Genomic DNA, 20,110 nt, shown 5'->3' on the forward strand with positions numbered 1-20,110 from the left:
TGAGTTCAATGATGGTTATTTCCGCTTCTTCCGAACAAAACGTGTTTTCTCCCAAGGTCAGCCACTATTGGCAGACCCGCTTTGCACGCGGCATTCCCTACAGCAGCAGCGCAGATCTGGTGCTGCGTGTTGATGACAGCCTGGATGAGGGCGAAGCAGGCATGGTCTTGCAGCGTCCCGGCCAGCCAGTGTGGGCCTTGATCTCTCCTGCAATGGCAAAAGCCATAGGCCCGGACCCCTTGGTTTCTCTGGAGGATTTGCAGGCCGCGGTGCAAGAGGCTGGCGGGCATTTCCACGGTGCGGATGCGCTGTTTTATTTCCCTTTGGCGGTTCAGGCGGGCTTGAGCGCCGCCCCGGCAGACGGGCCTGTGCGGCAATTAAATGCCGACGATGCCGCTATATTTGAAGCCTTCTGCGAGCAAGCCAGCGAAGAGGACCGAGACGCCAGTTATGTCGAGCTGGATCACTGGCTGGTTTTTGGTGCTTTCGATGGCGAAGAACTGGCCTGCGCGGCCAGCATGTATGCCTGGGATGAAGACGAGTTTGGCATGGCCGATTTGGGTGTTTTGACCCGAGCCGACAAGCGTGGCCGGGGCTACGCGCGTGCGACGGTCCAGGCCATGAGCCATTGCGCCTTGCAGCAAGGCTGGGAGCCACAATATCGCTTCCAGGGTGACAATCTGGCCTCGGCCAGCGTGGCTCGTGGGGCAGGTCTGGAACTGTACGGCTATTGGGATGTGATTCTGCCACCCGCTTAAAGTGGAACGCTGTCAGGCAATACCAGCGCCATTTTGGGCGCTGGCACTGGGATCTTAGCTACACATAAAGTCCAGCTCGCCCAGGCCTGCAATGGCGGCGTGAATGCGATCACCCGCCGCGGCCTGCAGCATAGGCAGGCAGGTGCCGGTAATGATGACTTGCCCTTGCTGTAAACCACCACAGTGGTGGCTACCTTGATTGGCCAGCCAGAGCAGCAGGCGCATGACATCACCGGCAGGATTTTGATTGGGCCCTTGCAAAGGGGCTTGCTGCCCTACGTGCAGATGAACCCAATCGGGCTGGAGCAGGCGTATGTCCTTAGCAGCGACCCCTTTTGCCTGATGAATCAGTGCGCCGTGGCTGGCCAGATCGGCCAGGGTGGATAGTCGGCCGACTGCTTCACGGTGGGCAAAACGGGATTCCACAATTTCCACCGCGACGCACACTTCTTTGACCGCTGCCCACACTTGCTCTGGTGTATACGGGCTTGGGCCAGGTGGCAGGTCCTGGCCCATGATCAGGCCGATCTCCACCTCTATGCCACGCAGAGACAGGTTCTGCGTAACAGGAGCATCGGGGCTGGCGTAGCGGAAACGCTGGGGCAGGGGGGCGCAGGTAGGCGGGGCCATGCTATTGGCCGCACCTACTTTCCAGCCGCCTATGGGGCCTAAGGCTTCCATTTGCAGGGTCTGGACAGCATAGGCTTGATCAAAGGACAGGGGGCGCAGCGCATCGGGCCAATCCTCAATGGCTTGGTTTTCCTGACGCGCCTGCAGCAGACGTTGTGCCGTTGCCAGTGCGCTGGTGTGCAAAGGGGCGTTCATCAAGCCCTACCAGCCTAATAAGCAGCGGCCCAGGGCAACTGCCACGGTTGCCTGAGTCGGCTCCACCACGGCAATGCCCAGATTCTGCTCCAGAGCCTCGCGCTGACTGGCCATACCGGCACACCCCATCACCACGACATCGGCCCCATATTCATCGCGCAGACGGGTGCCTACCTCTGTCAGACGTTGCAGGGTTTTTGCCTCGTCCGCCAGTGCGGAGACTTCCATATTGATGGCCAGATCAGCCGCCAAACGATCGCTTACGCCCATGGCGCCAAAGTAGCGCAGGTGACGCGGAATGGAAGCCTGCAAGATGGACAGCACACCAAAGCGTTGGCCCAGAGACAGGGCCGTCAGCACCCCCGTTTCGGCAATGCCCAGCACAGGTACGTCTACGGCTTCGCGCAGGGTATACAGGCCGGGATCACTAAAGCAGGCGACGACATAGGCGCTGGCCTGATCTTTCACGCTCAGGGCCTGGGCGCGCAGATGCGGGATCAAAGTATCGATGTCGGTTTGGCTCTGCACCCCGGCAGGCCCTTCGGGCAGACGCAGGCAAGAGATGGCCGGGCCATCAGCCAGACGCAAAGGCTGGACGGCACGGTCCAGACCGTCCGTTACGATCTGGCTGGAATTAGGGTTCAGAACGTAGATGTGGGGGCGACGATTCATGATGTTTTTATGGTTGGGTGGGTTGTGGCCCGGTTTGGTGGCTGAATTTTTCTGATTGAAAACGGCCTTGCAAGCCTACGTACCAGTCGGAGCCGTGCAGGCGTCCGATAGGGTCATAGGCGTCTATATCAATACGCCCTTCAGGCGTGAGGATGGCGTCGTCACAATGCAGATGCAGGATTTCGCCAATGACGATATGGCGTAGCGGGCCCATGTCCAATGCAGTGTGCAAACGGCATTCAAACTGCACCGGGCTTTGCGCAATGCGTGGTGGTCGCACTTGACGGCTGGGGGCCAGATCCAGCCCAGCATGCAGGTGTTCGGCCTGGCCGGTGGGGTAGGAAATCCCGCAGATATTCATGGCCTGCGCCATCTTGGCGCTGATCAGGTTCACCACAAATTGACGTGTGGCCAGAATATTGCGGGTGGTGTCTTTCAGGCCATCGGCCGAGTTTGCGTCGTTTTCTAGACCCAGGGCGATAACGGGCGGCTCGGACCCCATGACATTGAAAAAACTGAAGGGGGCCGTGTTCACGCGTCCTTGCTGGTCGCAACTGGTGACCAGGGCAATAGGGCGCGGTAACACGGTGTTGACCAACAAGCGGTAGCGTTCGCGTTCGCTTAACTGATCACAAGGCCAGTCCATCTCAGTTCTCCAGAGCCTGGTCCAGCATGACAATGGTTTGGTACAGAACCCGTGTTCCATCCAGCAACTGCTCGGAACTAATGGATTCTTCAGGGCAATGGCTGCGGCCATTCAGGCAGGGAATGAAGATCATGCCCATGGGTCCGCTGGGGGCCATATAGACGGCATCGTGACCGGCGCCGCTGGGCATGACCATGCTTTGATAGCCCAGTGAACTGGCGGCCTGCTCAATGATGTTCATCACTTCGGGCGTGCAGTCCGTGGGCTTGGCCAGGCTGACTTGCGCTGCTTCCAGACCTAGGCCCATGGCGTCGATGTGCGGGCGTAACTCCGCCAGCAGTTCCTCGGTAAAGGATTGCATCAGCTCCTGACGATCGCTACGGACTTCCACCATCATTTCCACGCGTCCGGGTACGGCATTGGAGGCGTTGGGGGTCAGGTTCAGGTTGCCGATGGTGGCGACCAGATAGTCCGGCCCACCCAAGGCGCGGCGTGCCTTGCGGTCCACCTCGCTGATAATCAGGCTGGCACCGACCAGGGCGTCACGGCGTATATCCATAGGCGTGGTGCCCGCATGGTCCGGGCGACCCGTGATGATGATGCGATGGCGGCAAATACCCACAATATTGCTGACCACGCCAATGGGCAGATTACGCGATTCCAGCACCGGCCCTTGTTCGATATGCAGCTCAACAAAGGCGGCGGTATCGCCCGGTGCGCGGCGGGCCTGGGCCAGTTCCTGGGGGCGGCCACCGACGCGGGCAATGCCTTGTGCCAGTGTCTCGCCCTGCGGATTGCGTTCGGCCAGCATGGCGTCGGACAGCACGCCGCCCATAGCGCGGCTGCCTACGCAGGACACACCATAGTCGCTAGGTTCTTCGGACAGAAAATCCACCACCTCAAAAGGATGGTCCAACTGGATGTTCTGCTCGTTCAGGCAGCGGGCCACTTCCAGGCCAGCCAGTACGCCGATGATGCCGTCATAGCGGCCACCGTACATCACGGTGTCGCAGTGCGAACCGGTTGTAATCGGCGCCAGGCCGGGCTTGCGCCCCTCGCGGCGTCCGATCAGGTTTCCGGCGGCATCCATGCGCACGCTCAGGCCAGCCTCTTCAAACTGTTGGATCAGCCACTGACGCGACTGCAAGAACAGATCGGAAAAGGCGCGGCGCGTCCAGGGCAGGTCGGGCAGTGTGAATGCCGCCAGATCCTGGGTGCTGCGCCATAGGCGCTCCTGATTTAACAAGGGCATGGCCAGGCTCATGACAGCTCGCCTGCCTTGTGAGGACGGATAAACTGACCGTCGCCTGCGGCATTCCGTACTGTCTTGCCGTCCCAGGCCAGTTGGCCGCGCACGTAAGTGGCTTCCACGCGAACTTGGAATTCGCGGTCTTCAAACGAGCTCCAGGTGACGGCGGACAGGCTGTTGGACGGATCAAAACGGTAAGTTTCTGGTTTCACGATCACGATGTCCGCGTCGGCACCCACATTCAGCGAACCCTTGCGGTGTTCCAGCAGGAAATGCTTTGCCGGACCCCAGCACAATTGCTTGACGACCATGGTGGGGGAAATACCGTGTTCGGCGCAGCCTGTCCAGAAGGCGGGCAGCAGCGTTTCCAGACCGGGACCGCCCGAGGAGTTCTGGAACACATTGTCAAACTGCTTGCGCTCCAGGCCCCAGCTCACGTGGTCGGAGGACACAAAAGTACATTCGTCGTTGGCGATATGGGTCCAGAGCAGATCCATTTCAGCCTTGGGGCGAATGGGCGGGTAGTGCTTGGTCTTGGCGCCAAAACGACGGGTGTGTTCTTCGTGGTTCAGCATCAGGTATTGCACGCAGGTCTCGATGGACGCTTGGTGGCCTGCCTGACGGTACATATTGCAGATCTCGAAACCGCGAGACAGGGACACGTGCACGGCGTGAGCACGGGCGCCGGTCTGAGCACCGATTTCGTAAATGGCGCTGGTGGCCAGGTTTTCGATCAATGGGGTGTGGGCGCGCAAGAAGGCGTCCCAGCCCGTATCACCGGCTTCAACCATGCGCTTGATGTTCTTGCGGGTCAGCTCCTGGTCCTGGTTGTGCACACCGCAGGCCAGGCCCGATGGGGCGATCAGGCGGAAGGCTTCCATCAGGATGTCTTCTTCCACACGGGGAAAACGGTTGGGGCTGGCTTCAAAGGTGGAGAATTTGAAACCGCACACGCCGCCTTCAATCAGGCCAGCGGCGGCTTCCAGGCCGTGCTGATCATTCAGCGTGCCATAGCAGGCTACGTCCACGTGGCAATCGCTTTCAATGCGGGCAATCTTGTCTTCCAGCTGCGGGCGGGAAGCAACGGGTTCGGGGTCGTCGTAAGGCATTTCCACCATGGTGGTCACGCCACCGGCAGCGGCTGCACGAGAGGCCCAGCCCAGTCCTTCCTGGTTGGCTTGACTGCCGGAGTGAACCTGGCCGTCCAGCACGCCGGGCATCACCCACATACCACGCGCATCCACATGCTCACGGGCAGAAGGAGCAGCGCCAACGCCACGGGCCGCTACTCGGCCTTCACGCACGGCAAGCCAGCCGTCAGTGATGATGCGGTCACGCTCAACAATATTTCCCCGTACTACCAGATCGAAGTCACTCATTATTTTCCTCCTTGGATAGCTCGGACTCGCGCATCTCGCGTGCCCGCAATGTTGTTTCTATGATTGAAGCAAATCTAATCATGAATGTCGTATGCCTATTTATCGGTAAAACATAACGTCATGTTAAGTCTTGCTTAGGGTGCGCCCAGCGCTGCACGTGGTAACGATCGTGTCCCAGGCACAGGCAGAACGAACCCACGGCTTTAGCCAGTTTTTCGGTGATGTGGCGCTTGTCGAAGGTGTTGCGTGCAATGCGTTCCTGGGCCTGCTCAACTTGCTGGCGCAGGCGCGGCATATTCACTTGAGTTAACTGGCGATCGCGTACGGCAAAGCGGCCATCAACCATCACATGGCGCAGTGCCAGTCCGTCTTCCAGATGCACCAGTTGATTCACGGTGTTGTTATGCGGAATCCAGTTGATATGAGCCAGGTCCAGGAACACGATGTCCGCTTTGCGGCCCGGTTCAAGACGGCCCAGTTGCGAGCCCATGCCCAGGCATTGGGCGCTGCCTTCCGTTGCTGCTGCCAGGGCTTGTGTGGTTGTTACCCAGCGCTCGGTATCAGGGCCGCGCACCTTGGACGAAAAAGAGGCCAGGCGCATGGCTTCATACATATTCTGGTTGTCCCCGCTATTGGAGCCATCCGTGCCCAGACCCACGGTAATGCCGCGTTCCAGCATGGAGTTCACATCGGCAATGCCATTGCCCAAACGCATATTGCTGCCTGGGTTGTGGGCTACCATTGCGCCGCGTTCGGCCAGGATGTCCAGGTCGCGTTCGTCCAGCCAAATGGCGTGTGCCAGCGTAAAACGGGGGGAGATCAGGCCCAGCTTGTCCAGGTGCTGAACAATGGTGGTCCCATAACGCTTCATGCCGGTCAGGGCTTGCACATAGGATTCGCCTACGTGGCTGTGCAGGCCAATATCACGCTCTGCACTGATCTTGGCGCAGGTTTTCAGAAACTCATCCGAGCACAGCATGGGAATGGTGGGAGCCAGCGCCACGCGGATGCGGTCTGAGTTGCGTTGTTGATCCAGAAAATCAGTCAGCCCGGACAGGGTGGCTTCATAAGGCTGAGGGGCCAGTTGAGCCACAAACTTTTGCAGCTCGTCGGGCAGGGCCTCAATCAGACCGGGTACGGATTGGTAAAAAGACAGGTCCGCCATCATGGGAGCCACTGTGGCCCGCATGCCTGCATCCACATAGGCCTGGGCGACCGCGTTCATGCCCTCGGCAGTGGGCACCGGAACTTCGGAATACAGGTCATAACTGGCGGTACAGCCTTTCAGCAGCATTTCGGCGGCGTTTAGCTGAGTGCTCAGGTATTTGTCTTCCAGGTGGCGATCGCCATTGATCCAGGGGCCAGCCGTCAACAGCAGTTCCAGCGACCAGCGATCCCCCATGGCTTTGGCATAGGTGCCGTGGCCGTGGGTATGCGCATTGATCAGGCCTGGGTGCAGCAACTGGTCATCCGCCTGGACTACGAGGGCATCTGCCGGGGCTGGCATGCCGTGTGGCCCCATGGCGATGATTTCGCCGTCCTTGATCAGAATGTCCAAGGGCTCTGTTCTAGCCTGGGCGTGGGCCAGTACCAAGCCTCCACGAATGACGGTATAGGGGGAGGTCATATTCAGCTCCGATTGTCTTTGATGGCCCAAGGGAACAGAATGCGTTCAGCCGCCGAAATGACTTGGAAGAACACAATGCCCAGGACCGACAAAATAGCCATCGCACCAAAGGCAACCGGCGTTTTGAAAAAGGCGGTGGACGTCGTGATCAAGTAACCCAGACCTTGATCTGCCGCCACAAACTCACCCACTACAGCACCTACTACGGACAAGGTGATGGCCACTTTCAGGCCGGAGAAAATAAAGGGCACGGCAAAGGGCAGACGAATGCGGAAGAACTCTTGCAGACGGGTGGCGCGACAGGCACGCACCAGTTCAATCAGTTCGGGCGGAGCGGCCAAAAGGCCGGAGGTCATGGAAATAACCAGCGGGAAAAACGCCACCAGAAAGGTCACCACCACGCGGGGCAGTTCGGTAGGGCCAAAAATAATGACCAGAATCGGAGCCAGGGCCACCTTGGGGATGGATTGGGTCAGAATCAGCAGCGGGTAAATGGCCTGTTCGAAAAAGCGCGAATAGGTAATCAGCACAGCCAGCGGGAAGCTGACCGCAATGGACAGCAAAAAGCCCAACATAATGGTGCGCGTGGACACCAGGGTGTGCATCAGCATGGCCTCTTTCATTTGCATGGAATCGGCCCAGATGCGCGAGGGAGCCGGCACCAGGTATTCAGGGATATCAAACAGGCGGCTGGCCAGTTCCCACAGGATGACGACGGCAATCAGGGTGATGGCCGGGACGGTAATCTCGTTGAAGTCGCGCAGACGCAGGCGTCGCTTGCGGATGGGGGCGGCGACCAGGGTTTGGGTTTGCTCGCTCATCAAGCCACCTCGTGTTGGAAAATAAGTTCACGGACGGCAGCGGCACAGCGTGTGAATTCAGGCGTGCCCACCAGGGAGAAGTCGCGCTCGCGTGGCAGGTTCACATCCAGAATTTCAGTGATCTGGCCGGGGCGCGGGGACATGACCACAATGCGGTGGCCCAGCATGACGGCCTCGGAAATGGAGTGCGTCACAAAGACAATGGTTTTGGGGTCTTCGTACCAAAGACGCAGCAGTTCCAGCGTCATGGTTTCGCGAGTCAGGGCGTCCAGGGCGCCAAACGGCTCGTCCATCAGGACCACTTTGGGGTTGTGTACCAGGGCGCGGCAAATGGCCACGCGTTGCTGCATGCCGCCGGAGAGCTGCTTGGGGTGGTGGTGCAGGAAGTTGCCCAGGCCAGCGGTGGTCAGCAGACGCTTGGCGCGGTTGCGGGCCTGATCGTCCAGGCGGCCCATGATGCTCGATGGCAGCAGGGTGTTGTCCAGAATATTGGCCCAGGGCACCAGTGTGGGAGCCTGGAACACAATGCCGGTGTCCTGGCGGGGGTGCGCCACCACTTCATCATCAATGCTGACGCTGCCCGTTGTTGGAATCAGCAAGCCCGCAATCAGGCGCAGCAGGGTGGACTTCCCGCAGCCTGAAGCACCGACGATGGCAATGATTTCGTTGTCCCGGATATCCAGGTTGATTTGCTTTAGCGCCTGAGTTTCGCGGTCGGTGTTGCGACCGTAGATCAGGTTGACATCTTTAATGCGTATCACAATGCGCTCCTAGGCGCGCGCCGACCCGCCTGGGCCAGCCAGCACGCGCTCGAAAATCAGCTCAGCTCAGGGCTTGGCGGTGCCGTTGGCCTTGACGATAAATTGCGTGTCGTAGGCTTGGTGGTAGTCCCAGGCCGGGTCCAGACTTTGGGCTTCGGCAACGGCTTCGTACGTGGTTTTCATGCGGCCTTCCTCCAGGCTGCCCAGCCCGTGTTGGGCGCTGAAGTCGGTGTAGATGTAGCCCAGCACAGCATTCAGATTGCCCATGCAGTCATCCATATCGATTTCAGGATTGGCTTTGACATGCGCCTGGCAGGCGGTGTCCGGATCTTTGCGGGCGGCGTCCCAGGCCTGAATGGTGGCGTTCAGAAAGTTCTGCACCATTTCAGGGCGTTCGTTCAGCGTTTTTTCAGTGGCAAAGATGGATAGGGCGTAGATGTTGAAGCCCTGGTCGCTAAAGGGCAGTACCACGATTTCCTTGCCAAAACGCTTGGCCTGCTTGTTCTGGTAGTAGTAGTTGGTGGCCAGGAAAGGGGCGGCATCAACCTTGCCATTAATGAGCAAGGGGGCCATGGAGGAGCCGTCTACCGTGACCCACTGGATTTTGTCGGGATCGGTATTGGCTTTGCGGGCCACCATGGGGAAGTAGAGCTTGTGGCTGTTACCGGGCGAGACGGCAATCTTCTTGCCTTCCAGGCCGGAAAAGTCGGTAATGCCGGAGTCTTTGCGGACAAAAAGAGAATGGGCCGAATGCGAGAAGGTCGAGGCAATGGCCTTGACGGGGGTTTGGCTATTCTGGCGCGAGGTCAGGATGGCGGAAATATCGGCCAGACCGATATCGGCGGCACCACCGGCCACTTTCAGAACCGTATCGCCCGAACCGGTACCGCGGGTGATTTTCAGGTCTATGCCGTGTTTCTCGTAAATTCCGTTGGCAATGCCCGAGTAGTAGGGCGCGTAGTCGCCTGTGGGGATGAAGTCCAGCATTAATTGAACTTTGTCGGCAGCGTGGGCGGTGGGCGCAGCGGCGGCCAGCCCCAAGCCCAACACCGCCAGGGTGCGTGCAAGCAGGGTTTGCATGATTTTGTCTCCGTGTCGTAGTTATGAAGCCGCTCTGTAAGTCCGTTGTGCACAGGGCTCAACGGGATGGCAGCTTGAAAAAATTGAAACATAGGCAAATCAAAATGTCTTATGCTTATTTGTGCTCGAAACATAAGGCTAAGTTAAGGGATGCTGCTCAATCTTCGTCAAATCGAGGTCTTTCGTGCCATCATGCTGACCGGTTCCATCAGCAAGGCGGCACAGTTGCTGAACGTGTCTCAACCGGCCATCAGCCGCCTCTTGTCCTATACCGAATCACGCATTGGCCTAGTGCTGTTTGAGCGCATCAAGGGTCGCCTGTACCCCACGCCTGAAGCGCGTCGGCTCTACCAGGAAGTGGAGCAAGTCCATAACAGCGTGCAGCGCGTCAATGAGGTGGCGACCGACTTGATTGAAAAGCGCCAGGGCAGTTTGCACATTGCCGTCAGCCCCAGCTTGGGGCAGACCTTGATTCCCATGGCGGTGACTCGGTTTCGCAAGGCTTTTCCGGATGTGAAAGTCTATGTGCGCACCCTGATTTCCAGTGATCTGGTGCAGGCGCTGGTGACGCAACAGGCCGAAGTGGGGGTGGCCATTGTGCCGCTGACCCATCCCAGCCTGCATGCCCAATCCATCTACGAAAACCATCTGGTGGCGGTGTTGCCAGCCAGTCATCCCTTGGCCGACAAGCAAGAGCTGGATGCCACTGATCTGGAGGGGCTGGACCTGATTGGTTATGGCAATGACACACCTTACGGTCAGATGGTGCAGCAATTATTTGGTAACCGCCCCGGCGTGCCACAACTGGCGGTTGAAGTCCGCCTGACCCATATTGCCTGTGCCATGGTGCAAGCCGGTGCAGGCATTGCCATTGTGGATGAACTGGCCGTGGCCGGACGGGTCTGGCCCGATGTGGTGGTACGCCCAATTAACCCCCGTACTACTATGCCCCTGCACATGTTGCATTCCAACGTGGTGCCCGTTTCTCAACTGGCCCACGATTTTATGGAAGTCCTGGTGACGACATCGTCTAGGGGTATGCGAGCAGGCTGGGCTTAGGACTCTTTGGACGAAAAGCTGCTTTGCCCTGGCTGGCGCTAAATGCAGGCCGGGTGCACAGGTCTTGAATTAACACTATGTTATGTGGAGTTAATAAAAAAGCATATGACATCAAGGTTTTGCCACCCCTAGAATTGAAGCACTACAAACAGAAAATGGATGGCAAGGAGACCTTATGCAAGGCGTACACACAATCGCCGCGTTGGACGCGGCCGTATCACGCACAAACACCGCTTCCCGCTTGGGACGCGTCAGCCACAAAGCGGCTTGGATGCTGGCTGCACTGGCCGCTGGCCTGGCCTTGAGCCTGCCGGCTCATGCAGATAATCCCAATCAGGGCAAGAAATTCAAAGTTGCGGCTGACGTGGGCCTGGTGCCCTTTTTCATGCGTGGCACCGACGGTAAAACGGACGGTTTTTCCAACGATCTGACCCAGGAAGTGGCCCAGCGCATGGGGTATGACGGGGCAGAAGTGATCGACACCCCGTTTTCCGCTATTTTTGCGGGCCTGTTTTCCAGCCGCTATGACATGGTGGCTGCCCCCACCAACACCACGCGGGAACGTGCCCAGCAAATGCTGTTCGCCGAGCCCTATATGGCTGGTGGCTTGAGCTTTCTGGCCAAAAAAGGCGCAACAGTCAATTCGCTGGAAGACTTGAAGGACAAGACTATTGCCGTCAATAACGGCAGTTTCTCGGACCGCTGGTTGCAGGATAACCAGGAAAAATACGGCTACAAGATCCAGCGCTTTAACAAGAACACCGATGCGGTGCAGGCCGTTGCCATTGGTCGTGCCTTTGCCAATATGTCCGAGACTCCGCTGGCGCGCTACATCGCCACCCAAACACCCACTCTGGCCCCGGTCTATGACATGACCACCGAGGCCAACTATGCCTTTGCCTTCCGCCAGGATGACGTGGCCTTGCGCAATAAGGTCGATGAAGTACTGGAGTGCATGAAGCAAGACGGCTCCTTGTCCAAGTTGCACGTGAAGTGGTTTGGTACCGAGCCTAATGCGGGCACTGCCATGACGGTGGTTTTCCCCGGCTACGGCGTACCTGACTTCCCCGGCTACGAGCCTACCGAGCACACTCCCGACTGCTCCCGTCCCTGATAGCGTCCTGACGCTGTTTTCCTAGCTATATGGCCCTGTATGGGCCGGTCCCCGCCTGCCCCCGTGGCAGGCGCGTCAAGGAGCGACCATGAATGAAATCGTCCGCATCCAGGGCTTGCGCAAATCGTTTGGGCAGGCCGAAATTCTTAAAGGCATAGATCTGAGCGTCAACACCGGCGAAGTTGTGGTGATGATTGGCGGCTCGGGCTCGGGGAAAAGTACCTGCCTGCGTTGTATCAATCGTCTGGAAACCCCTACCAGCGGCTCTATTGTGGTGGCCGGCAGTGATGTGACCTGTCCGCGCACCGACCTGAATCAGGTCCGGCAAAACATAGGCATGGTGTTTCAAGGCATTCACCTGTACCCGCACATGACGGCGCTGGGCAATGTGATGCTGGCGCTGCGCAAAGTCAAAAAAGTGTCCAAGGCTCAGGCCCAGGAGCAGGCCCGCCATCACTTGGAACAAGTGGGGCTGGCCGAGCGTATGGAGCACTATCCCAGCCAGTTGTCCGGCGGTCAGCAACAGCGAGTAGGCATTGCCCGTGCTCTGGCGCTGGAACCCAAAGTCATGCTGTTTGATGAGCCTACCTCGGGTCTGGACCCGGAGCTGGTGGGTGAAGTGCTGAATGTCATGAAACGTACCCGCGATGCGGGCATGACGATGGTGATTGTTACCCATGAAATGCAGTTCGCCCGCGAAGTGGGTGATCGCATCGTGTTCATGGACCAGGGCGTGATTCTGGACCAGGGCAGTCCCGATGAAATTCTGAGCAAGTCGCCTCACAAGCGTATTCAGGATTTTCTGAGCCGCATGCACTGAGGCCCCTATGGAGAAGATCCTTTACTACTTCTTTAACTGGACGCTGATCAGCCCTCATTTGCCCGAGATCATGCAGGGCTTTTGGGTGACCTTGCAAATGGCGGTGATGACCGTGGTTCTGGGCACGGTCCTGGGGCTGGCATTGGCTGTGCTGCGTTGTTATGGCTGGCGTCCCGTCAATATCCTGATGACGCTGTATGTGGACGTGTTTCGCGCGATCCCGCAGTTGGTCATTATTGTGCTGGTCTTTTTTGCCCTGCCGTCGGTGGGCATTGTGATCGAGCCTGTCCCGGCCACGGTGCTGGCTTTAAGCCTGGTGCTGTCAGCCTTTGCTGAAGAAATCTTCTGGTCCGGTATTGCCTCTGTGCCTACCGGCCAGTGGGAAGCAGGCCGCTCCACAGGCATGAGCTTTAGCCAGACGCTGTTTGCCATCATTTTGCCGCAGGCGGTACGGCTGGCCATTCCACCGCTGACCAATCGGGCCATTGGCATTACCAAAGGCACAACTTTGGGCTCGGTGATTGCGGTGCCGGAGCTGCTGAATGTCTCCAGCAATATCCAATCCAATATTGCTAATCCCACCGCGTTTACCGCGGGAGCCATTTTGTTCTGCCTGATTTTCTTCCCCTTCGTTTACCTGACGCGGGTGCTCGAACGGCGCTACGCGATCAAGTCGTAGGAGGGACACGCTATGGAACTGATCAATACTTTTTTGAATCCGGAAGTGATTTCCGCCGCCTGGCCGCTGCTGATGCAAGGTCTGTGGCTGACGGTAAAACTGTCCGTGATCATTGTGCCCTTGGCCGCTTTGCTGGGTCTGGTGATTGCCTGCCTGCACTACCAGCGTCATCGCTGGCTGAACCGCCTGATCTTGCTGTACGTGGATTTTTTCCGCGCCTTCCCGCCCTTGGTGCTGCTGATCTTTATTTATTACGGCCTGCCGTTTTTGGGCCTGCCCTTAAATGAGTTCTCAGCCACCGTGCTGGCGCTGGTGCTCAACAGCAGCGGCTACTTTGCGGAGATTTTCCGTGCCGGTCTGGAGTCCGTGTCGCCTGGCCAAAACGAGGCGGCTCGCTCTACCGGTTTGAACGCCCGTCAGGCCATGACGTATGTAGTCGTGCCCCAGGGTGTGCGCAATGTGATCCCTGATCTGGCCAGCAATACGCTGGAAGCCATCAAGCAAACCTCGATCGCGTCGGCTGTTGCTTTGCCCGAGTTGCTGCGTTCGGCCCAGATTGTGCAGGGTGAAACCTATAGCCAAACCCCGCTGGTGGCCGCTGCCCTGATTTATTTCATTCTTTTGTGGCCCTTGGTGCGTGCTATTTCGCGCATGCAAAAGCCGTTTGTCATTCCTCGTTGAGCCGATTACATAGCTATGAAAAATAAAGGTGTCTTTTCCATTTGCCCCACCCCGTTCAAACCCGGTGGCGAGCTGGATTTGCAAAGCCTGGTCAGCCTGGTGAATTTCCAGCTGGAGGCCGGCATTCACGGCCTGGCCATTTTGGGAGTGATGGGGGAGCTGCATAAGCTCAGTACCTTCGAGCGACGCCGTGTCATTGAAACGGTAGTGGCGGCGGTGCGCGGTGCCGTGCCCGTGTGGGTAGGCGTGCGTGCGCTGGGTACGGCCGCGGCGGTAGAGCAGGCCCGCAGCGCCGAGGATCTGGGTGCCGATGCTATTTTCGTCGCCCCGCTGGCGGGTGCGGATGACGATATGCAAGTGTCCTATTACCGGCAGATTGTTCAGGCCATCCGCTTGCCGGTGGTGATTCATGACTTCCCGGAGTTGTTTGCTGCCCGTATCAGCCCCAGCTTGGCCGTCCGGCTGCAAGGGGAGGCCGGGGTGGCGATTCTGAATTCTGAAGACCCCCCTGTGGGTCAGAAAATTACCGCCGTGCGCGGCTTGGCGGGCGACACCCTGCCTATCCTGAGTGGCCTGGGCGGCATGCATTTTCTGGAGGAACTTCAGCGCGGTGCCGATGGCGTGGTAACGGGGTTTTCCTTCCCGGAGATTTTGCTGAAGGTCTACGCCTTGCATCGTCAGGGCGAGCAAGAAGAAGCTGCTCGTGTGTTTGATCATTATTGTTCGCTGATTCGCTACGAATTCCAGCCACTGGTGGCCCTGGCCCTGCGCAAATATTCCTATATGCGCCGTGGCATCATCGCTTGTGATGCCACTCGCGATCCGGCCACGCCGCTGGATCACATCAGCTGCGACGAGTTCGAGGCCGTGGTGCGTCGTGTGGGCCTGGATTTGTCTGTGAAAGGCGTACAAGCCGTTTAGAACCTTGCTGTACTTGAGTAACTGCTGCACTTGTTGGATTTGCAGGGTAAACAGAGCCAGGAGTCCCCGGCGCTGTTTACCCTGTTTTTTATCTCTTTTGAGCAGAGCTGTCGGGCGCAGTATGATCAAACATTCTGCCCTTGGAATGGGATTGCCATGTTTGCCTACGTCGGGCTGCGTACTGCCTGCTTTGACACGCCTTTAGGGCTGATGCGTTTGCTGGTCGATGCTCAAGGTGCCTTGCTGCGCCTGGACTTTGAAGAAGACACCGTGCATGGACTGACTCCCGAACAGTTGGCCGGTCTGGTGCCAGAACCTGCTTTGGCAGCCCCCGTGCAAGCACAGCTGGATGACTACTTTTCCGGTCGCCTGCAGCAGTTTGATTTGCCGTTCAGCTTGCAGGGCACCGAGTTTCAGCGTCAGGTCTGGCAAGCACTGCAAACCATTCCCTACGGCCAGACCTGGACCTATGGGCAGATGGCCGAGCATTTGGGCCGTCCTAAGGCCGTGCGGGCCGTGGGCCAGGCTTGCGGCTTAAACCCCATCAGCATTATCGTGCCCTGCCATCGCGTGCAGGGGGCCAATGGCATGCTCACCGGCTTTAGCTCCGGCCTGCATCGCAAAGCCAGCTTGCTGGACTTTGAACGACGTGTGCATTTGACCGGTCATGGCGACATTCAGGCCAGCCTGCCCGCGCAACTGGATTTGTTCTAACGCAGCTCAGCGCGCACTCCGTACCCAAATCAACAAGCCCCCGTGCACAGAATCACAAGTCCGGCCTAGTCCTCGTCCCTATACTGGATTCGTTAAGAATCAACTATTCCGTGTGGAGACAGACTATGGGGCAGGACGTACAACCCGAGCGCAACGCGATTCGCGAACACATGATTATTGACGGCAAGCCCGTCACTGAATCTCAGGGACCCACCATCCCCGTGTATGACCCCGCAACGGGACAAGTAATTGCACATCAGCCGGAAGCGGGTGCTCAAGGCGTAGACCTTGCCGTGCGTGCGGCACGCCAGGCTTTGGAACACGGTGAATGGGCACAGATGCTGCCCGCCCAGCGCGAGCGCCTCTTGCTGCGTTTGGCTGATCTGGTCGAATCCCATGCGGATGAGCTGGCTCGCCTGGAAACACTGAACAACGGCAAGCTGCTGTTTTTCTCCTACGGTCTGGAAGTGGCTGCCAGCGCACAGTGGCTGCGCTACATGGCTGGCTGGGCAACCAAGATGAATGGTGAATTGCTGTCACCTTCCATCGGCTTTCCTCCCGGCGTGAAATACCACGCTTACACCCGTCAGGAACCTGTCGGTGTCGTAGGCGCCATCGTGCCCTGGAACTTCCCGCTGCTGATGGCCGTCTGGAAGATTGCACCAGCCATGGCTGCTGGTTGCACCGTGGTGTTGAAACCTGCTGAAGAAACACCGTTGACCGCCATTCGCCTGGCTGAACTGGCACTGGAAGCAGGCTTTCCCGCGGGTGTGATCAACGTGATTACCGGCCGTGGCGAAAGCACAGGTGCTGCTCTGACTGCCCATCCTGGCGTCAACAAGATCTCCTTTACCGGCTCCACTGAAGTGGGCAAGTTGATTGGCCATCAAGCCGTCAACGACATGAAGCGCATGTCGCTGGAATTGGGCGGCAAGTCCCCTGTGGTCATCATGGATGACTGCGATGTGGACATGGCTATTCAGGGCGCAGCCAATGCCATCTTCTTTAACCAGGGCCAGGTATGTACCGCCGGTTCGCGCCTGTTCGTGCAAAAAGGGATTTACGAGCGTGTGGTGCAAGGGGTTGCTGACCTGGCTTCCTCCATGACGCTGGGCTCCGGCTTTGAGCAGTCCACTCAGATTGCTCCGTTGATTTCCGCCCGTCATCAGCAGCGTGTACAGAACTACATCGATGTGGGTCGCCAGCAAGGCGGCCGCATGTTGGCAGGCGAGGGCGCCCGTCCCGAGCAGGGCTACTTTGTACGCCCCACCGTTTTTGCTGATGTGGCACCCGATGCCCGCATCATGCGTGAAGAGATCTTTGGCCCTGTTGTGGTGGCGACTCCATTTGAAACTGAGGCGCAAGCACTGGCAATGGCCAACGATACAGACTTTGGCTTGGGTGCCAGCGTCTGGAGTCAGGATCTGGCCCGCGTCCAGCGTTTGACTGCTGGCATCAAGGCCGGAACCGTGTGGGTCAACACCCACAACATGCTGGACCCCAGCATGCCCTTTGGTGGCTACAAGCAGTCCGGCCTGGGTCGGGAGCACGGGCGCGCTGCGGTAGAGGCCTATCTGGAGACCAAATCGGTCTGCATGGCCTACCCGGCAGCCTAGCAAGGCTTGAAGGCGCGAACACAATAACGATACCGTTCGCGCCTCTTTGAGGAGACAACAATAATGTATGCAATATTGCAGCGGACCGCTCTGGCCTTGGCCTTGAGCGGCGTCAGTGCCGGGGCAGCCTTTGCAGGTGACCCCAGTGCTCGGGACTGGATACCTGCTCCGGTAGGGACCAATATCTTGGCCGTTTACATGATGGGCCTGAAGTCGCATGGTTTTTATGATCAGGGTTCACGCGTGGGTGAAAGCCCAAAACTCAATGTGCAAGGCATGATTTATCGCCAGATGCACTTTCGGGAATTGGCCGGCAAAACGGTGCAGTACGAACTGATCGTGCCGGGCTTTCGCAATACGCTGGATATCCCCGGTGCAGACCGCGACCGCATGACAGGCGTGGGTGATGTCACTGCCGGTGCTGCCGTCTGGTTGCACAATGACCCCGAAAACCGTTTCTGGTTTGCCTGGGAGCCCTTTATTACGGCACCCACAGGCCGCTACCACGGCTCGCAAGCGGATGTGTCCTCTGGCAAGAATCGCTGGAGCACGATCCAGGACTTTGCCATTGTGAAAGGCTTTGGCGAGTCCTCTTTTGTGGAAGGCGTGGCGGAGTTCGAGTTCTTTGGCAATAACAAGAACTACTACGGCCAGACCCTGAAAAAAGACACGGCCATTCGCCTGATGGCGCTGGTCTCAACCAATCTGACTGAAAAAACCTATGTGGGTCTGCGCTACCGCTATGAAACCGGCGGGCGTGAAAAAGTGGCCGGTGAAACCGTCGTCACTCGGGCGCGCAACCATCAGTTGGCGGCCGAGATCACGCATCAGCTGACCGATGCCCACCAAGTGCAATTGCAGTACATCCATGATTTGAAAGTCGAGAATGGCCCGCGCATGCGCGGCCTGCAATTCCGTTATGCCTATGCGTTCTGACAGCGTGGACGCCCATGAGGAGAGCCATCCAATGAAGTCTAAATTTAAATTATCAACCGCCGCCGCTTTGCTGGGGCTGATGGTAGTGGCCGGTGGAGCCCAGGCCCAGGACAAGCCGCGCGAAGTCCTGACTGGTGGTCACAGCGTTTCTGCCCCCCAGGAAAACCGCATCTATGTCATGGACTCCGTGTTCATGCACCTGACTGAAAGCCGTGTGCATGTGTATGACTACACCAACGGCAAATTCCTGGGCATGGTGCCCACGGCGTTTAACGGCCATGTGCAGTTGTCCAATGACGGCAAGAAAATCTACACCATGACCACCTATCACGAGCGCATTACCCGCGGTAAGCGCTCCGACGTGGTGGAAGTATGGGATGCCGACAAGCTGACTTTCGACAAAGAAATTTCCCTGCCACCCAAGCGCGTGCAAGGTCTGAACTATGACGGCCTGTTCCGTCAGACCACAGACGGCAAGTTCATCGTGCTGCAAAACGCTTCGCCTGCGACCTCTATCGGTATCGTGGACGTGGCCAAGGGCGATTACGTGGAAGATGTCACCGCAGCGGCTGGTTGCTGGAGCGTGATCCCTCAGCCCAATCGCCCGCGCAGCTTCATGACCATTTGTGGTGACGGCGGCTTGCTGACCATCAATCTGGGCGAGGACGGCAAGGTAGCCAGCCAGTCGCGCAGCAAACAGATGTTCTCGGTCAAGGACGACCCCATTTTCATCGCCCCGGCTCTGGATAAGGACAAGGCTCATTTTGTGTCCTACTACTCCAACGTCTACAGCGCGGATTTCAGCGGTGACGAGGTCAAGGTTGAAGGCCCCTGGTCTTTGTTGACCGAAGAGGACAAGGCTCAAAACTGGGTGCCGGGTGGCTACAACCTGGTGGGCCTGCATCGCGCCAGTGGTCGCATGTATGTCTTCATGCACCCGGATGGCAAAGAGGGCACACACAAGTTCCCCGCTGCCGAGATCTGGGTCATGGATACCAAGACCAAAAAACGCGTAGCGCGTATTCCTGGACGTGATGCCTTGTCCATGACCATTGATCAGGATCGCAATCTGATGCTGACTCTGGATGGTGGCAACGTGAACGTCTATGACATCAGCCAGACTGAACCCAAGCTCCTGCGCACGATTGAAGGCGCTGCCGAGGCTTCCTTGCAAGTTCAGTTCCACCCGGTAGGGGGGGTCTGATATGGACCCGGTCCTGACCTATGCCAGCCTGGCTTGCTTGGCCGTGCTGATGGGACTGGGGGCGCTGGATAAATTGCGTCACTTCAGCCTGTTTGAGGCAGCCGTTGGGGGATATCGACTGTTGCCGGAAGTATTGCTGCGTCCATTCAGCGTGCTGTTCGTGGCGGCCGAGGCGCTGAGCACGCCTTTGTTGCTGTGGCCAGCCAGTCGTTCGCTGGGTGCTGCCTTGGCCTTGTGTGTCTTGCTGGTAGCAAGCAGCGGCATTGTGATCAACCTGTTGCGTGGCCGCCGTGATGTCGATTGCGGTTGCTCCGGACTGGGTGAGTCATCGGGCGGTTTGTCCTGGTGGCTGGTCGCTCGCAATGCCTTGCTGGCGGCCTTGGCTGTTGCCAGCGGTGACTGGGCAGTCAACAGCGCCCGTGAACTGGTCTGGATGGATGGCTTGACCTTTTTTGGCGCCACCCTGGCCTTGCTGGGCCTGTACTACGCTGCCAACCAGCTGATCGAATCCCATCTGAAATTCCAGAAAATGCAGAATTCTTAGGAGA

General features: G+C 58.2%; 21 protein-coding genes. 12 read left to right on the forward strand and 9 right to left on the reverse strand.

Annotated features, from left to right (window positions below):
• The first annotated feature begins 8 nt into the window (after positions 1-8).
• The gene (locus AC1RSM_RS08960; RefSeq protein ID WP_492931663.1) at positions 9-758 is read left to right on the forward strand and encodes a GNAT family N-acetyltransferase; all 750 of its coding nucleotides are present in this window, start codon (positions 9-11) and stop codon (positions 756-758) included.
• A gap of 54 nt (positions 759-812) precedes the next feature.
• On the opposite strand, the gene AC1RSM_RS08965 is transcribed toward AC1RSM_RS08960, so the two are convergent.
• From AC1RSM_RS08965 to AC1RSM_RS09005, 9 genes are all read right to left on the reverse strand, one after another.
• The gene (locus tag AC1RSM_RS08965) at positions 813-1,583 is read right to left on the reverse strand and encodes a 2-keto-4-pentenoate hydratase (protein WP_492931665.1); all 771 of its coding nucleotides are present in this window, start codon (positions 1,581-1,583) and stop codon (positions 813-815) included.
• A gap of 6 nt (positions 1,584-1,589) precedes the next feature.
• The gene (locus AC1RSM_RS08970; RefSeq protein ID WP_492931667.1) at positions 1,590-2,255 is read right to left on the reverse strand and encodes an aspartate/glutamate racemase family protein; all 666 of its coding nucleotides are present in this window, start codon (positions 2,253-2,255) and stop codon (positions 1,590-1,592) included.
• A gap of 7 nt (positions 2,256-2,262) precedes the next feature.
• Positions 2,263-2,901: a flavin reductase family protein gene (locus tag AC1RSM_RS08975; RefSeq protein WP_492931669.1), complete on the reverse strand. Its 639-nt coding sequence runs from the start codon at positions 2,899-2,901 to the stop codon at positions 2,263-2,265.
• Position 2,902: 1 nt separating this feature from the next.
• The gene (ertE, locus tag AC1RSM_RS08980) at positions 2,903-4,165 is read right to left on the reverse strand and encodes an N-carbamyl-l-glutamate amidohydrolase ErtE (RefSeq protein WP_492931671.1); all 1,263 of its coding nucleotides are present in this window, start codon (positions 4,163-4,165) and stop codon (positions 2,903-2,905) included.
• Positions 4,162-5,529: a hydantoin-5-propionate amidohydrolase gene (ertD, locus tag AC1RSM_RS08985; protein WP_492931673.1), complete on the reverse strand. Its 1,368-nt coding sequence runs from the start codon at positions 5,527-5,529 to the stop codon at positions 4,162-4,164. The genes ertE and ertD overlap by 4 nt, the downstream gene beginning before the upstream one ends.
• A 118-nt stretch (positions 5,530-5,647) precedes the next feature.
• Positions 5,648-7,156, reverse strand: coding sequence for an amidohydrolase family protein (locus AC1RSM_RS08990; protein WP_492931675.1), 1,509 nt, complete (start codon positions 7,154-7,156; stop codon positions 5,648-5,650).
• 2 nt (positions 7,157-7,158) lie between these two features.
• The gene (locus AC1RSM_RS08995) at positions 7,159-7,977 is read right to left on the reverse strand and encodes an ABC transporter permease (RefSeq protein ID WP_492931677.1); all 819 of its coding nucleotides are present in this window, start codon (positions 7,975-7,977) and stop codon (positions 7,159-7,161) included.
• On the reverse strand, positions 7,977-8,738 hold the full coding sequence (locus AC1RSM_RS09000; protein ID WP_492931679.1) for an ABC transporter ATP-binding protein: 762 nt from the start codon (positions 8,736-8,738) through the stop codon (positions 7,977-7,979). Before AC1RSM_RS09000 ends, AC1RSM_RS08995 begins: the two co-directional genes overlap by 1 nt.
• A 66-nt stretch (positions 8,739-8,804) precedes the next feature.
• Positions 8,805-9,818: an ABC transporter substrate-binding protein gene (locus tag AC1RSM_RS09005; RefSeq protein ID WP_492931681.1), complete on the reverse strand. Its 1,014-nt coding sequence runs from the start codon at positions 9,816-9,818 to the stop codon at positions 8,805-8,807.
• A 150-nt stretch (positions 9,819-9,968) separates the two neighbouring features.
• On the opposite strand from AC1RSM_RS09005, the gene AC1RSM_RS09010 reads away from it, so the two are divergent.
• The 11 genes from AC1RSM_RS09010 to AC1RSM_RS09060 all read left to right on the forward strand — a co-directional run bounded on the left by AC1RSM_RS09010 (position 9,969) and on the right by AC1RSM_RS09060 (position 20,106).
• Positions 9,969-10,877 carry a LysR family transcriptional regulator gene (locus AC1RSM_RS09010; RefSeq protein WP_492931683.1) on the forward strand — a complete coding sequence of 303 codons (909 nt, stop codon included), beginning with the start codon at positions 9,969-9,971 and terminating at the stop codon, positions 10,875-10,877.
• 175 nt (positions 10,878-11,052) lie between these two features.
• The gene (locus tag AC1RSM_RS09015) at positions 11,053-11,991 is read left to right on the forward strand and encodes a substrate-binding periplasmic protein (protein WP_492931685.1); all 939 of its coding nucleotides are present in this window, start codon (positions 11,053-11,055) and stop codon (positions 11,989-11,991) included.
• Between the two features lie 88 nt (positions 11,992-12,079).
• Positions 12,080-12,811, forward strand: a complete 732-nt coding sequence (locus AC1RSM_RS09020; RefSeq protein WP_492931687.1) for an amino acid ABC transporter ATP-binding protein — start codon at positions 12,080-12,082, stop codon at positions 12,809-12,811.
• Positions 12,812-12,818: 7 nt separating this feature from the next.
• Positions 12,819-13,490, forward strand: a complete 672-nt coding sequence (locus AC1RSM_RS09025) for an amino acid ABC transporter permease (protein WP_492931689.1) — start codon at positions 12,819-12,821, stop codon at positions 13,488-13,490.
• Between the two features lie 12 nt (positions 13,491-13,502).
• On the forward strand, positions 13,503-14,171 hold the full coding sequence (locus AC1RSM_RS09030) for an amino acid ABC transporter permease (RefSeq protein WP_492931691.1): 669 nt from the start codon (positions 13,503-13,505) through the stop codon (positions 14,169-14,171).
• A 15-nt stretch (positions 14,172-14,186) separates the two neighbouring features.
• Positions 14,187-15,092, forward strand: coding sequence for a dihydrodipicolinate synthase family protein (locus AC1RSM_RS09035; RefSeq protein ID WP_492931693.1), 906 nt, complete (start codon positions 14,187-14,189; stop codon positions 15,090-15,092).
• 156 nt (positions 15,093-15,248) lie between these two features.
• Entirely contained in the window at positions 15,249-15,806 is a 558-nt protein-coding gene (locus AC1RSM_RS09040; protein WP_492931695.1) for a methylated-DNA--[protein]-cysteine S-methyltransferase, read from the forward strand.
• A gap of 125 nt (positions 15,807-15,931) precedes the next feature.
• Positions 15,932-17,422, forward strand: a complete 1,491-nt coding sequence (locus tag AC1RSM_RS09045; RefSeq protein ID WP_492931697.1) for an aldehyde dehydrogenase family protein — start codon at positions 15,932-15,934, stop codon at positions 17,420-17,422.
• Between the two features lie 63 nt (positions 17,423-17,485).
• Entirely contained in the window at positions 17,486-18,358 is an 873-nt protein-coding gene (locus tag AC1RSM_RS09050; RefSeq protein WP_492931699.1) for a transporter, read from the forward strand.
• Positions 18,359-18,389: 31 nt separating this feature from the next.
• Positions 18,390-19,562, forward strand: coding sequence for an amine dehydrogenase large subunit (locus AC1RSM_RS09055; protein WP_492931701.1), 1,173 nt, complete (start codon positions 18,390-18,392; stop codon positions 19,560-19,562).
• A gap of 1 nt (position 19,563) precedes the next feature.
• A complete protein-coding gene (locus AC1RSM_RS09060; protein WP_492931703.1) occupies positions 19,564-20,106 on the forward strand; it encodes a MauE/DoxX family redox-associated membrane protein in 543 nt (180 codons plus the stop codon).
• Positions 20,107-20,110 lie beyond the last annotated feature (4 nt).

Source organism: Alcaligenes sp. GW821-FHT11D07 (genome assembly GCF_058808495.1).

Excerpts from the sequence above, each read along its gene's own strand:
- AC1RSM_RS08995 (WP_492931677.1), bottom strand. The coding sequence starts at position 7,977 with ATGAGCGAGCAAACCCAAACCCTGGTCGCCGCCCCCATCCGCAAGCGA.
- AC1RSM_RS09050 (WP_492931699.1), top strand. The coding sequence starts at position 17,486 with ATGTATGCAATATTGCAGCGGACCGCTCTGGCCTTGGCCTTGAGCGGC.
- AC1RSM_RS08965 (WP_492931665.1), bottom strand. The coding sequence starts at position 1,583 with ATGAACGCCCCTTTGCACACCAGCGCACTGGCAACGGCACAACGTCTG.
- ertD (WP_492931673.1), bottom strand. The coding sequence starts at position 5,529 with ATGAGTGACTTCGATCTGGTAGTACGGGGAAATATTGTTGAGCGTGAC.
- ertE (WP_492931671.1), bottom strand. The coding sequence starts at position 4,165 with ATGAGCCTGGCCATGCCCTTGTTAAATCAGGAGCGCCTATGGCGCAGC.
- AC1RSM_RS08975 (WP_492931669.1), bottom strand. The coding sequence starts at position 2,901 with ATGGACTGGCCTTGTGATCAGTTAAGCGAACGCGAACGCTACCGCTTG.
- AC1RSM_RS09025 (WP_492931689.1), top strand. The coding sequence starts at position 12,819 with ATGGAGAAGATCCTTTACTACTTCTTTAACTGGACGCTGATCAGCCCT.
- AC1RSM_RS09020 (WP_492931687.1), top strand. The coding sequence starts at position 12,080 with ATGAATGAAATCGTCCGCATCCAGGGCTTGCGCAAATCGTTTGGGCAG.
- AC1RSM_RS09015 (WP_492931685.1), top strand. The coding sequence starts at position 11,053 with ATGCAAGGCGTACACACAATCGCCGCGTTGGACGCGGCCGTATCACGC.
- AC1RSM_RS08970 (WP_492931667.1), bottom strand. The coding sequence starts at position 2,255 with ATGAATCGTCGCCCCCACATCTACGTTCTGAACCCTAATTCCAGCCAG.
- AC1RSM_RS09040 (WP_492931695.1), top strand. The coding sequence starts at position 15,249 with ATGTTTGCCTACGTCGGGCTGCGTACTGCCTGCTTTGACACGCCTTTA.
- AC1RSM_RS09030 (WP_492931691.1), top strand. The coding sequence starts at position 13,503 with ATGGAACTGATCAATACTTTTTTGAATCCGGAAGTGATTTCCGCCGCC.
- AC1RSM_RS09060 (WP_492931703.1), top strand. The coding sequence starts at position 19,564 with ATGGACCCGGTCCTGACCTATGCCAGCCTGGCTTGCTTGGCCGTGCTG.
- AC1RSM_RS09005 (WP_492931681.1), bottom strand. The coding sequence starts at position 9,818 with ATGCAAACCCTGCTTGCACGCACCCTGGCGGTGTTGGGCTTGGGGCTG.
- AC1RSM_RS09010 (WP_492931683.1), top strand. The coding sequence starts at position 9,969 with ATGCTGCTCAATCTTCGTCAAATCGAGGTCTTTCGTGCCATCATGCTG.
- AC1RSM_RS08960 (WP_492931663.1), top strand. The coding sequence starts at position 9 with ATGATGGTTATTTCCGCTTCTTCCGAACAAAACGTGTTTTCTCCCAAG.
- AC1RSM_RS09045 (WP_492931697.1), top strand. The coding sequence starts at position 15,932 with ATGGGGCAGGACGTACAACCCGAGCGCAACGCGATTCGCGAACACATG.
- AC1RSM_RS08990 (WP_492931675.1), bottom strand. The coding sequence starts at position 7,156 with ATGACCTCCCCCTATACCGTCATTCGTGGAGGCTTGGTACTGGCCCAC.
- AC1RSM_RS09035 (WP_492931693.1), top strand. The coding sequence starts at position 14,187 with ATGAAAAATAAAGGTGTCTTTTCCATTTGCCCCACCCCGTTCAAACCC.
- AC1RSM_RS09055 (WP_492931701.1), top strand. The coding sequence starts at position 18,390 with ATGAAGTCTAAATTTAAATTATCAACCGCCGCCGCTTTGCTGGGGCTG.